General features: G+C 70.0%; 9 protein-coding genes. 4 read left to right on the top strand and 5 right to left on the bottom strand.

What is annotated here, in order from left to right; genetic code table 11:
- Positions 1–679: 679 nt before the first annotated feature.
- From IE244_RS05840 to moeZ, 3 genes are all read left to right on the top strand, one after another.
- The gene (locus IE244_RS05840; protein ID WP_191871561.1) at positions 680–1639 is read left to right on the top strand and encodes an NAD-dependent epimerase/dehydratase family protein; all 960 of its coding nucleotides are present in this window, start codon (positions 680–682) and stop codon (positions 1637–1639) included.
- The gene (locus tag IE244_RS05835; RefSeq protein ID WP_191871560.1) at positions 1627–2376 is read left to right on the top strand and encodes a spherulation-specific family 4 protein; all 750 of its coding nucleotides are present in this window, start codon (positions 1627–1629) and stop codon (positions 2374–2376) included. Before IE244_RS05840 ends, IE244_RS05835 begins: the two co-directional genes overlap by 13 nt.
- A 63-nt stretch (positions 2377–2439) precedes the next feature.
- Positions 2440–3618 carry an adenylyltransferase/sulfurtransferase MoeZ gene (gene moeZ / locus IE244_RS05830; RefSeq protein WP_191871559.1) on the top strand — a complete coding sequence of 393 codons (1179 nt, stop codon included), beginning with the start codon at positions 2440–2442 and terminating at the stop codon, positions 3616–3618.
- A 194-nt stretch (positions 3619–3812) separates the two neighbouring features.
- On the opposite strand, the gene IE244_RS05825 is transcribed toward moeZ, so the two are convergent.
- From IE244_RS05825 to IE244_RS05805, 5 genes are all read right to left on the bottom strand, one after another.
- Positions 3813–4718 carry a hypothetical protein gene (locus tag IE244_RS05825; RefSeq protein ID WP_191871558.1) on the bottom strand — a complete coding sequence of 302 codons (906 nt, stop codon included), beginning with the start codon at positions 4716–4718 and terminating at the stop codon, positions 3813–3815.
- 20 nt (positions 4719–4738) lie between these two features.
- Positions 4739–6388, bottom strand: coding sequence for a hypothetical protein (locus IE244_RS05820; protein ID WP_191871557.1), 1650 nt, complete (start codon positions 6386–6388; stop codon positions 4739–4741).
- A 168-nt stretch (positions 6389–6556) separates the two neighbouring features.
- Positions 6557–7576: a hypothetical protein gene (locus IE244_RS05815; protein ID WP_191871556.1), complete on the bottom strand. Its 1020-nt coding sequence runs from the start codon at positions 7574–7576 to the stop codon at positions 6557–6559.
- Between the two features lie 134 nt (positions 7577–7710).
- Positions 7711–9258, bottom strand: coding sequence for an alpha/beta hydrolase (locus tag IE244_RS05810; RefSeq protein WP_191871555.1), 1548 nt, complete (start codon positions 9256–9258; stop codon positions 7711–7713).
- An 84-nt stretch (positions 9259–9342) separates the two neighbouring features.
- On the bottom strand, positions 9343–12255 hold the full coding sequence (locus tag IE244_RS05805) for a lysylphosphatidylglycerol synthase domain-containing protein (protein ID WP_191871554.1): 2913 nt from the start codon (positions 12253–12255) through the stop codon (positions 9343–9345).
- A 185-nt stretch (positions 12256–12440) separates the two neighbouring features.
- Between IE244_RS05805 and IE244_RS05800 the strand changes: the two genes are divergently transcribed.
- Entirely contained in the window at positions 12441–12827 is a 387-nt protein-coding gene (locus tag IE244_RS05800) for an MGMT family protein (RefSeq protein WP_191871553.1), read from the top strand.
- The last annotated feature ends 181 nt before the right edge of the window (positions 12828–13008 follow it).

Below are 13008 nucleotides of genomic sequence, written 5' to 3'. Positions count from 1 at the left end.
CCCCCGGAACCACCGGCGCGTCCGCCGGAGCCGCGCGCGCAGGAGCCGCCGGGACCGCCGGAGCCGCGGGCGCCGGAGCCGCTGGGATCTTCGGAGCCGCGGGCGCCGGAGCCGCTGGGATCTTCGGAGCCGCGGGCGCCGGAGCCGCCGGGATCTTCGGAGCCGCGGGCGCCGGAGCCGCCGGGATCTTCGGAGCCGCGGGCGCCGGAGCCGCTGGGACCTTCGGAGCCGTGGGCGCCGGAGCCTTTGGGACCTTCGGAGCCGGAGGCCGGGCAGTGACCGGATCCGCCGGGGCCGGGGCCTGGGGAACCACGGGGTCCGCAGTCGCCCCCAGAGCGAGCGGCCCCGTCACACACTGCTGTTCCAGCCGCTCCTTCGGTCACACGAGTCCCGCCGATCCCCGCCGGACCGGTCACAGCCACACCGGCCACCGCCCCGCCGGTCGCAGTCCCGGGGGGCAAGGTCCCGCTGGTCCCCGTCCCGCCGGTCGCAGTCCCGGGGGTCAAAGTCCCGCCGGACAGCGTCCCACTGCTCACCGTCCCGCCGGTCATGGCGACCCCGCCAGTCCCTTCCGTCCCGCCGGTCACGGTGACCCCGCCAGCCCCTTCCACCACGACGGGTCCGCCGGTCACTCCGGTCCCGACGGTGCCGTCCGCGCTCACACCCCGGGAGCCGTCCGATGAGGGTCCTGCTGATCGGAGCCAACGGATACATCGGGCGGTTCGTCGCCGACCGTCTGCTCGCCGACCCGGCCGTCCAGCTCACCGCGCTCGGCCGCGGCGACGACGCCGACGTCCGTTTCGACCTGGCCACCGGCAGCCCGGGCGCGCTCACCCGCTTCCTCGACGCGGTCCACCCCGGGGTCGTCATCAACTGCGCCGGCGCCATCCGCGGCGGCGCCCGCGAACTCACCCGGCACAACACCGTCGCCGTCGCCACCGTCTGCGAGGCCCTGCGCCGCAGCGGTTGCGGCGCCCGGCTGGTGCAGATCGGGTGCAGCGCCGAGTACGGGCCGAGCCAGCCCGGCTCCTCCACCGCCGAGGACGCCGTACCGCGCCCCGGCGGCCCGTACGGCGTCAGCAAGCTCGCCGCGACCGAACTGGTCCTCGGCTCCGGCCTGGACGCCGTCGTGCTCCGGGTCTTCTCGCCGGCCGGCCCCGGCACCCCGGCCGGCTCCCCACTGGGCCGGCTCGCCGAGGCCATGCGGCGCGCCATGCAGTCCGGCGACGGTGAACTCAAACTCGGCGGCCTCGGGGCCCAGCGCGACTTCATCGACGTACGCGACGTCGCCCGCGCCGTGCACGCCGCCTCGCTCTCCGCCGCGCAGGGCGTCATCAACATCGGCTCCGGCCGCGCCGTCCGCCTCCGCGACGCCGCCGCCGTCCTCGCGCGCGTGGCCGGTTACGGCGGCGCCCTGCACGAATTGGACGCCCCGCCCGGACCGCTGCGCAGCACCATCGGCCACCCCCGGCCCGACTCCGACCACGCGGGCCCGGTCGCGTACCCGTACCCCGACGGCTGCGGCGGCTGGCAGCAGGCCGACGTGCGCACCGCACGCGACCGGCTCGGCTGGCGGCCCCGCATCGGCCTGGAGGAATCCCTGGCCGACATCTGGATGGAGGCCGCATGCCGCATCTGACCAGCACCTCAGCGGGCGCCACCAGCACCGGCCTGCGCACCGCCCTCGGTATCCCCGGCTACGCCCACCCGCTCGTGGCCCCGGCCCAGTGGGCGGAACTGGCCCGCTCCGGCACCCCGCTGGACTGGGTGGTCCTCAACGTGGCCGCCGGGCCGGGCACCCGCCCCGACCCGCACTGCCTGGAAGCGGCGGGGCGGCTGCGCGGGGCGGGCGTGCGGGTCCTCGGCCACCTGGACCTCACCCATGGCGCCCGGGCCTTCGCCGACCTGCTCTGCGACGCCCACCGCCACCTCGACTGGTACCGCGTCGACGGCTTCCTGCTGGACCGCTGTCCCACGGACCGCGGCGCGCTCCCCGAGGTCCGCCGTGCGGTCACCACCCTCCGGGCGATCAGCGACACCGCCCACATCGTCCTGGGCCACGGCACCCACCCGCACCCCGGCTATGCCGAGAACGCCGACCAGCTGGTGACCTTCTCGGGCTCCTGGTCCGACTACCGCTGGTCGCAGGTGGCCGAGTGGACCGCCGACTACCCGCCGGACCGCTTCTGCCACTTCGTGCACGGCGTGCCCCGCGGCCACCTGGACGAGGCGCTGCGCCTCGCCCGCTGGCAGGGAGCGGCGACGATCTACTTCACCGACCGCACCGACCGCGGTGGCCGCACCGACCCCTGGGAGACGATGCCCGGCTACTGGGACGACATCGTCTCGCGTATCGGAACAGGTGTCTCGGAATGAAAAAGGCCGTGGCAGTGTTACGGGGAGAACAACCGTACTGTTTGACCGACCAACGGAGTCCCCGTGTCGCTGCCACCCCTGGTCGAGCCAGCTCCTGAGCTCACCGTAGACGAGGTCCGCAGGTACTCCCGCCACCTGATCATCCCCGACGTGGGCATGGACGGGCAGAAGCGGCTGAAGAACGCCAAGGTGCTCTGTGTGGGCGCCGGCGGCCTGGGCTCGCCGGCGCTGATGTACCTGGCCGCCGCGGGCGTGGGCACCCTGGGCATCGTGGAGTTCGACGAGGTCGACGAGTCGAACCTGCAGCGCCAGATCATCCACAGCCAGTCCGACATCGGCCGCTCCAAGGCCGAGTCCGCCCGTGACAGCGTCAAGGGCATCAACCCGTACGTCAACGTGGTCCTTCACGAGGAGCGGCTTGAGGCCGACAACGTGATGGACATCTTCAGCCAGTACGACCTGATCGTCGACGGCACCGACAACTTCGCCACCCGGTACCTGGTCAACGACGCGTGCGTGCTGCTGAACAAGCCGTACGTGTGGGGCTCGATCTACCGCTTCGACGGCCAGGCCTCCGTCTTCTGGTCCGAGCACGGCCCCTGCTACCGCTGCCTCTACCCGGAGCCCCCGCCCCCCGGCATGGTCCCCTCCTGCGCCGAGGGCGGCGTCCTGGGCGTGCTGTGCGCGTCCATCGGCTCCATCCAGGTCAACGAGGCGATCAAGCTCCTCGCGGGCATCGGCGAACCGCTGGTCGGCCGCCTGATGATCTACGACGCCCTGGAGATGCAGTACCGCCAGGTCAAGGTCCGCAAGGACCCCAACTGCGCGGTGTGCGGCGAGAACCCGACCGTCACCGAGCTCATCGACTACGAGGCCTTCTGCGGCGTCGTCTCCGAGGAGGCCCAGGAGGCCGCCGCCGGCTCGACGATCACTCCCAAGCAGCTCAAGGAGTGGATCGACGACGGCGAGAACATCGAGATCATCGACGTCCGCGAGCCGAACGAGTACGAGATCGTCTCCATCCCGGGCGCCAAGCTGATCCCGAAGAACGAGTTCCTCATGGGCACCGCCCTGGAGGGCCTCCCGCAGGACAAGAAGATCGTCCTGCATTGCAAGACGGGTGTCCGCAGTGCGGAAGTCCTGGCCGTCCTGAAGTCCGCGGGCTTCGCCGACGCGGTCCACGTCGGCGGCGGCGTCATCGGCTGGGTCAACCAGATCGAACCCCAGAAGCCGATCTACTGACCAGAGGCCTCGCCCACCGGCGAGGCTGACGAAGCCCACGGCTCTGACCAGTTCGGATGCCGTGGGCTTCTGCCGTTGTTGGGTAGCGTTGGCTGACCTCGCATGGCCCCAGGGCGGCCCAGCGATCCGGCTGGCGGGTCGCGACGTCGGCAGCGGCGAACAACGTCGAGATCGCCTACACCCCGACCAGCGGATCAGAAGGACGGACAGTTGTACTGCGCAGCCAGGGGTACCGTGACGCAGTACGTACTGCCCGCCGCCGATTGCGGGACGGCGAAGACGGCGGTGCGCGAGCGGGGCATCACGACGTTGCCGAGCTGTCGGACGAGGGTCGCCTGGCCGCTCGCCCCGGCAGCCAGGCGGTAGAGCCCGACGGGAATCGTGTCTCCCTGCTTGAAACCGTCGACGACCAGTCGGCGCTTGCTCTCACCGCGCAGCCGTGCCCGTTCCGGGTTCGTCGGTACGGCAACCGACTGCTTGTACGAGGCGGTGGTGCTGCCCTGGGTGGCGCTGATGGTGAAGTGGCCCGCTGCCGCCAGGCTTTCACGGGCGGCGGACTGCGGGACGAAGTCCCAGGTTTCACTTTGCATCACGTCGCTGCCGATGTCGTACACCCGCAGCCGCGCATCGTTGAAAAGCGACTCCGGAGGCTCGTACCGGTCGAAGGTGAGCTTGCCGGCGGTGGGCTGTGCGGTGGTTGTGTAGCCGTGGCGGCCGTCAGAGACGGTGACGGTGACCGCTCGCTCGGCCGTGAAGCCGTGCAGACACAGTGCGTTCTCGCCACTGAACACGAGCTTGCTGGGGCCCTGGACCGTGCTCATCCATACGGCGGGCGAGGTGGCGAACCCCGCAGGCAGAGAGGATAGATCCCGCCTACATTCGGGGGCGTCGCCGTCGCCTGCCGCGAGGTTTCTGAACTTCCCCTGCAGTTTCGGGCCCTTGTGCGGCTTGGGTTTGCGTGCGTCTGCGGCTTGGCGGCTCTCCGCTGCGCTTCGTGGTGTCGCGTTCGTTCGACGTGTGGCGTCCTGGGCTGCTGAGCCACATCCAGCGGCGGCGATGGACAGCAGCACCAGCCACCCGGCCAGTTGTCGACGCTTCATCAGGGTTTCCTTTCATGTGCTCACCGTGGGCTCCCAGACCCGCACTGCGCGCGGGCGTGGTTCCTTTGCTGGTCGAGGCGCTTGCGGTCCGCCTCGTAGTCCTGTCGGCTCGCGGCACCGGTGCGGAAGGCGTTACGCATCTGGTCGAGAGAATCCCGCGCGGCCTGGTCTCCGGTGACCAGGTCGCACCGAGCGAAGGCCCAGTCGGCCAGCCATTCCAGCCACTGGGCGCGCCGGGCGAAATGGCTCTCCAGCGCGAGTGCCTGCCGGATGCCGGAGATCGCGGCCTCCAGGTGCCCTCGGTCCGCCTCGCGCACGGCGACGATGGAGGCGGCCAGCGCCTTCAGTTCGCGAACGCCTACGCCGGGCCCTGCGGCGCGGACCCGTCGCACAACGGCATCGATGGTGCCGTCGTCGCTGGTGAGGCCCGCATTGATCCGGCAATACTCCACCTGGGCCAGGTTGACCGCGGCTTTGAGGCGGCCCAGCGTGGTGAAGTTCGCGTCGGACATCAGCCGCCGGAGGGTGGAGGTGACGCCGGCGATGTCCGAGTCACGCAGGGCTCCGGGAACGCAGTCCGTCGCTGTCTCCGCACGCAGATAAATGTTGCTGGCCAGGCTGAGCTGTGCCCGGAGCCGGATGGGAGAGTCCGCCGGGATGGCCCGGTAGTCGGCGCCGGCGGCCTCCAGCACGGAACGCGAGGCCGCCTGCCCATTGACAGTGGTCTGTTCCAGGGCGTGGCCCCGGAACAGGTGGACAAGGTCCGAGGTGACGAATCCGGAGCCGGGGTCGAGGTCCGACGTCCCTTTGCCGGGCAGCAGCCGTGTGAAGCCGGCTACGGCTTCGGTGGTACGGCCTGAGTGCCAGGCGTCTAGGGCGGAGGTGAACTGGGCAAGACCGCTGGCTTGCCGGACCAGCTCGGCCACCAGGGCGCCCCGGCTGTGGGCAAGGCCGAGGCTCTGGTCCGCGGGGACCGGTGCGCTGGTGTACCAGCCGGCGAGTTCGGGGGCGTCGGGCACCTGGTCGGCGCGGACATACACCGCGGGGCGCACGTTGATCTGCCCGCCGGAACCGGGGGTGACGATGCCGCCGACGAGGATGGCGGCGTTGGACTGGCCGACAAACTTCCGGGTGCGGCTGTCGAGGCGGCGGTGATCGCCGTGGAGCAGTTCGGTCAGCGGAAGCTCGTACTCCGTTGCGTAGTCGTGTACGACTGTGCCCTTGGGAAGGGCCTTGCTCAGGACCTGGGCAAAGGTCGAGGAGACATCGTTCAAGAGCTGCTGGTCTTGCCCGGAGCCACGGTCCTTGAAGCCGACCACGGCCACGTCCTGAGGACCGGTCAGCCGGTGCAGCGGGGGCGGTGGTGCCTGGAAGCGCAGGAGCACCACGACCCCGCCGGCAAAGACACAACCGATCACGACTGCGTACGTGGCACGCTGCCACCGAGGCACCTCGGCCAGTCTGTCCCGCAGAAGCTCGGTGACGGACCCCAGAAAACCGGTCAGGCCGACCAGCACACCGATGAGGGTGGCTGCCCGGCCGGGCTTTGCGCCCAAAGCGTTGGCCAGAGTGAGGGATGCCGCCAGAGCAAAGCTGATACCGGCCGCCACCACCCAGATCTTCGTGCCGCCCTGGGTGCGATTTGGGTTACTTGGTGCGTTTTCTTCCATCCCTTCGCATATTAAGGGCGCTGACTGGTGATGGCCCGTAGGCGCCATGGGCCTCACGAGAGGAACCCCATCCGGCAGGCCGAGGCCGACGGCGGCGAGCGGGACGGCCTGCCCGTCACCGAGGAGAAGGAAGAGCTCGCCCGCCTTGTCCCGCACAGTGCAACGTTCTTATGCGGGATTCGCATGTTTTGTTGTTACTTTCGGGCCATCGGGGGGATCGCCAAGAATCGATTTGGCCTGATTGTCGACCAACCTCGTCAGGATTTGTTGCGAGTAACCGAATACGATAGCCCATGCGATGACTTGCGCGGACGAGTCTAGCGCCGACAGGCCAGGAATGAAGCCGCCGTGGATAAATAGGAGGCCAAGTGGAGCGGTAAGCGCCCCGGTGGGCAGCTTCAGGGCCGCAAGAGCTAGCGAGACATTATAGGGGGTCGTGCTTCCTCTCATTTGGTGCAGCGCTGTAGCAGCAGCGAGGCCTGCGGAAACCAGTCCGATGATTTGCACCACTAAGTAGTCGGCTGGGTCGGTGGCCCGGGTATTAGGGAATGCGGGATCACCTCCAGAGGCCACTCCCAACGGGCAAACAGTAAAATAGCCGCCCGCTGGAGTCTGAGGTACGAAACATAGCGGGACGGCAGTGGGGCGGTACGCACCTAGGGCCGCCACGCCGACAGCGACAGCCGTCAGCAAAAGGCTGACAATCGACACGATGCGCACGAAATCGCGGATCCTTATGGTCTTAGTGGTCCGCGCCTGATTGGCCGCCGCTAGGGTATCCAGTACCGTCTCGCGGTCAGATTCGGTAAGCGTAGACTTCTTTGCGGAAATCCCCTCGGCGATACTCTCCACTGCTTTTCTGCGTAGATCGTTAGAGGGTAGATTTTCTCTCACGGTGCCAAGGATGGCAGGCATCATGGGGGCGGTTTCAGCAAGGCTTGCTGCGCGCAAATAGAGAATGAACGCTGCATCGAAATGAATCTGGGCGACGGCCACCGATGAAGATCTGATGCTAAAGGCGAGGGCATCTCGGCATCGAGTAATTTGCTCCATCGCTGTCCGGAGTAGAAGATTTTCCTTGTTTTCTTCTAATTTCAGATTCAGTCGCCCGGTGAGATCGATGACTCGGGCCCAAGTCACTGCGCGCAGTTCTCGTTTCGTGTCGAGCAGCTGCCGGATGGATTTCATGATCCAACTATGTGGCAGATCGGGTGCTGCCGCGCTCCGGTTTGCGCTGTATGGATCAGATAACCAAACGCGGGGGTGTCGCGGCAGCGGCAAGGACAAGATTCTGACCGCCTTCGCCGCCTCGTCGTCGGGTGTCAGGAGCAGACCGTGCCGGCCTTCGGTTCCCTGCCGTCGAGCAGGTAGTCGTTCACCGCGCTCTGCACGCACTTGTTCTTGCTGTCGTACGCGCCGTGCCCCTGGCCCTTGTACGTCAGCTCTACGGCGACGCCCTTGCCGAGCGCGTCCACCATCTTCTTCGCGCCCTCGTACGGCGTGGCCGGGTCGCCGGTGTTGCCGACGACGAGGATGGGGGCCGAGCCGGGCGCGCTGACGTCGGGATGGTCGGCGGCGCCCGGCACGGCCCAGTCGGTGCAGCTGAGCATGCCCCAGGCCAGGTAGTCCCCGAACAGCGGGGACGCGGCACGGAACTCGGGCACCTGCCGCTGGACGTAGTCGGCGGTGTACCGGGGTTTCTGGTCGGCGCAGTTGATGGCGATGTTCGCCGCGGTGATGTTGCTGTACTCGCCGTTCTCGCTGCGGCCGTTCAGCGAGTCGGACAGCAGCATCAGGATCTTGCCGTCGCCGTCGTAGGCCTGCTCCAGGCCCTCGGTGAGGTACTCCCAGAAGTCCTTGGAGTACAGGGCCTGCGCGATGCCGTTCGTCGCGACCGTCTGGGTCAGCTGACGTGGTGTGATGCCGGAGATCGGCTTCTTCTCCAGGTCGTTCAGAAGCTTGGCGATGCGGTTCTTCACGTCCTGCGCGGTGTCGCCGATCGGGCATTCCGTGGTCTTGGAGGTGCAGTCCTCGGCGAAGTTGTCGAGCGCCAGCTGGAAGCCCCTGGCCTGCCCGAGCGCGCTCTGCTCGGCGTTCTGGGTGGGGTCCACGACGGCGTCGAGCACGGCCCGGCCGACGTGCTGGGGGAACAGGTGGGCGTACACGCCGCCCAGTTCGGTGCCGTAGGAGATGCCGAAGTAGTGCAGCTTGGCGTCGCCGAGGACCTGGCGCAGCAGGTCCATGTCGCGGGCCGCGTCGGTGGTCGCCACGTGCGGCAGGATCTTTCGGGAGTTCTTCTCACAGGCCGCGTTGAACTGCTTGGTGCGGTCCAGGAGCGCGGTGCGTTCGGCGTCGTCGTCGGGAGTCGCGTCCTGCTGGAAGTACTCGTCCAGCTGGGCGTCGCTCTCGCACTTCACCGGCGCGCTGCGGCCGACCCCGCGCGGGTCGAAGCTGACCAGGTCGTAGCGGGTGCCCAGAGTGGCGTAGTCCGCGCCGAACGCGGGCAGGGTGCTGACGCCGCTGCCGCCGGGGCCGCCGAAGTTGAACACGAGCGAGCCGATCCGTTTGCTCGCGGGGCCGGTGGCCTGGGCGCGGATCAGGGCGATGCCGATGGTGTCGCCCTTCGGCCTGCTCCAGTCGAGGGGCGCCTGCATGGTGGCGCACTGCCAGGTGGTGCCGTTCGGCAGCGGGGACGGAGCGCTGCCGCCGCCCTCCGCCTCGGACGGCGCCGGGCAGTCCTTCCAGTCCAGCTTCTGCGCGGCGAGGTCGCCGTGGTGCTTCGTCCCGTCGCCGCATCCTGCCAGCAGGGCGGACAGCAGCACGGCCGTGGTGGTCAGGGCGGCGGCGCGCAGCCGGGAGGGGTTCGCCATGCTCCCATCCTGGGGGCGCGCACGCCGAGGCGCGCGCGGGGCGCGGGCCGTACGAGGTAGGCGTACGCCCTGCCTCTCCGGGTCTTACAGGGCTCCCTTGCGGGTGAGGTGGTTGAAGGCCAGCCACCCCGGCAGCACCGGCAGCCACAGCGTCAGCAGGCGGTACAGCAGGACGGCCGGTGCGGCGACCTCCTTGGGCAGGCCGAACGCGATCAGGCCGAGCGTGAGGCTCGCCTCCACCGCGCCCACGCCGCCCGGGGTGGGCGCCGCGGACCCGAGCGCGTTGCCGGCGAGGAAGACGACGGCGACGCTGGCGATGCTCAGCGAGGCCGAGCCGCCGCCGAACGCCCGGACGGAGGCGTCCAGGCACATCACGAAACACGCCGTCAGCAGGAGCATGCCGCCGATGCCGGTGACCAGCTTCTGCGGCCGCTGCAGCACGTCGAGCATGCGCGGTACGACACCGGCGAACAGCGACCTCACGCGCGTGACGACGAATTTCCGCAGGAACGGCACCGAGGTCACCACGAGCACCAGTACCGCCACGGTCAGCAGGCCCGCGATGACCGTACGGGACGGCGACAGCGACGGTGTCTTCTCGGTGCCGGTCAGATAGCCGAAGGACAGCAGCATCAGGATGTGGCAGCCGAGCCCGAACAGCTGCGACGCGCCGACGCTGGCCACCGCGAGACCGGCGCGTACGCCGGCGCGCTGCAGGAAGCGCGTGTTCAGCGCGACACCGCCGACCGCGGCCGGCGCCACGATCTTCACGAAGGACCCGGCGACCTGTGCCGCCACCGTCCTCAGGAACGGCACCCGCTCCGGCACGAACCCCAGCAGCGCCATCGCCGCGGCGACGTAGCTGAGCGCGGAGAACGCCACCGCGGCGATCACCCAGCCCCACTGGGCCTGCGCGAACAGCGTGCCGAACTCGATGTGGGTGAGCTGTGTCAGCAGGTAGTACGCGCCGATCGCACCCGCGATGAAGCTGATGAGCGTGCGCGGCCGCACCCGCTCCAGCCGGGCCGGCTCCACCGGGGCCTGCGGCCTGATCCGCAGCACCTCGTGCCGGATCTGGGTGAGCAGGTCCTCCTCGCGGGCCTCGTCCAGGGCTTCGTCTATCGCCCGCCGCTCCGCGCGCTGCTCGGCGCGGACCGTCTTCTTGTCGGGCTTTTCGAGGACGACCCCGTCCGTCCCGGAAGCCTCCTCCAGACGGGCCTGCTTGGTCTGTCGGGACGCCTCCAGGACCGCTTCCCGTTCGCGCTGGGCGCGCTCCCGGGCCAGCCGGCGCAGGGTCGCGCGCGTGGAGCGCGTCAGCGCGATCGGCTGCAGCATCGGCAGGCAGTCGGCGACCGCGTCGGGCCCGAGCACCCCGACCGCCGAGGCCACCGCCCGCTCGGCCCCGACCCGCAGACCGAGCGTGGTGACCAGCTGGGCCACGTCCATGCGCAGCAGCAGCTCGCCGGCCGCGATCTCACCGCCGCGCAGCTCGGTCAGGATCACCTTGCCGGAACGATCCACCAGAATCGCGTCACCCGCGAGCCTGCGGTGCGCGATGCGCCGCGACTGCAGCGCCCGCACCTGGTGCCAGGTGTGGCGCAGCAGTTCGTCGGTGATCTCCGCGTCGGCCAGCGAGTCCAGCGTGCGCCCGCCGGTGTGCTCGTAGACGAGCATGACGGCGTCGGGGCCGAGCTCGGAGGTGGCGATGAGCTTGGGCGCGTGGGCGCCGGCCGCGATCGCCGCGTACGCCAGCAGTGCCTCCTGTTCCAGCGCCTGGCGCAGCGACTGCAGGCTGGACCGGGTGGCGAAACCGCGCAGGGTCAGATTGCGCCACGCGCGGTAGAAGAAGCCCTGGGCCTGCTGTTCGCGGTCGACGACCGTGACGTCCAGCGGCGGACCGTCCTCCAGGGTGACGAAGTAGCGCCGGCCGCGGTCGCCGCTCTCCGTCTCCACGACCTCCTCGCGGGCCGCGCTGACGGGGTGGAAGCCCACGTGCCTCAGGCCCGCCATCAGCGTCTGTCCGGTGGGCCGGACGTTGGGGGAGCCGACCGCGTACAGCGTGCCGTAGGCGATGGTCCAGCCGATCAGCACGGTCAGGATGATCGAGAACGGTGTCGTGTAGCCGGTGACGAGCATCGAGAACGCGTCGAGCAGCAGCACGATCCACAGCACCGCGCGCCATCTCGGTCTGCGGGACATGCCGACGGCCGTCATGTAGGCGATGACGGGGGCCAGATAGCCGTGCACCGGGTCGGTCAGGGCGTGGATGTCGCCCGGCGAGGGCTGGGTGAGCGCCTCCTGGATCGAGTCCGGGGCGGCCCGGGCGACCCACAGGTCGGTCGCGAGGGTCACCCCGTGGGCGAGGACGGCCGCGAGGACGCCGTCGGCGATGCGCAACCCGTCGCGTTTGATCAGCCGTTCGATCGCGAAGGCGACCGGCACCAGCAGGATCGCGATGCTGGACGCCAGACCCGCGAACCTGATCAGCAGGTCGGGGGCCTGCCCGGTGCCCTTGTTGATGTCCTGTTCGAGGCCCGAGGTGGTGCCGTGCGCGAACGCGGCGATCGCGAGCAGCACCACGATTGCGAGCAGGCCCACCAGGAGCCGCATGAGGTCGGAGGGGCGGTGCACGCGCGCGGGGAGCAGTGGTTCGTCGCCCTCCACGGCCTCGGCGTGCGGGTCGTCGTCTGCGCCGGGACCGAGGTCTCGGGGCGTGTTCTCCGGGACGTGCGCCCCCTCGGTCTCGTGGCCGTCGTCCCGCGCGCGTTCGTCGTCCTCGTCCTCACGCGCGCGCGTGCCGCCGCTGTGGCCGGCATCGGCGTTCGTCCCACGCGTGCGCGTGGCGTCGTCCTCGGGCGGGCCGGTGCGTGCGGTGCCGTCGTCCTTGCGCGGGCTGGTGTCCTCGGTGCCGTCGCGCTTGCGCGGACCGGTGCCGGGGCGCGCGCCGGCGTCAGGGGTGCCTGTTCCGTCCTCCGGGTGCACGCCCTGCTGCTTCATGGTCTCTTCTTGGTCTCGTATCACCAGTCACCGCCCGCACGATGGTGGCATGCCCCACCGACACTCGCGGGCATCAGGGTGCGGATGCGCGGGCGCACAGTCTGCCGGAAGCGGCGTCCTGGGGCGAGAGGGCCGCTTCTCGCCGTCCGCGCCGCGATGTCCGTGGGGTGCGGCAGGATGGACGAATGAGCGAGCAGAGCCCTGCCGAGGACACCCCCGGGGAGTACGCGGACGCGCTGCCGGAGTACGCCGAGCGGGTCCTCGACGCGGCCGAGCGGATTCCGCCGGGGCGGGTCATGACGTACGGCGACGTCGCCGAGTGGCTGGAGGAGGGGGGACCGCGCCAGGTCGGCCGGGTGATGTCCCTCTACGGAGGCGCCGTGCCGTGGTGGCGGGTCGTCCGTGCCGACGGGGTGCTGCTGCCCGGCCACGAACTGCGCGCCCTCGACCACTACCGGGCGGAGGGCACACCGCTGAAGCAGGCGGCCAGGAGCGCCGAAGGGCATCTGCCGCGACTCGACATGCGGCGGGCCCGTTGGGACGGCGGAGCGGGCGCGGAGGGTCACATCTGACAGCTTCCGCCATCGGATGCCGCCGGGGAGAGCCCGTGGCCCGTACGGGTGACACCGGGGACGTCCGTGACATGACGTACGTTCGTGAGGTGAGGGACGCGCGTGACGCCGGCGCCGTGAGGGAAGGAGCCGAAGCCCTGCTTCCGTCCGGTGCGGCGGCGTAGCGTCGGCTGCACACGTC

The sequence above is a fragment of the Streptomyces filipinensis genome (assembly GCF_014649495.1).
GTDB lineage: Bacteria > Actinomycetota > Actinomycetes > Streptomycetales > Streptomycetaceae > Streptomyces > Streptomyces filipinensis.
This window is presented reverse-complemented; position numbering and strand designations above follow the sequence as displayed.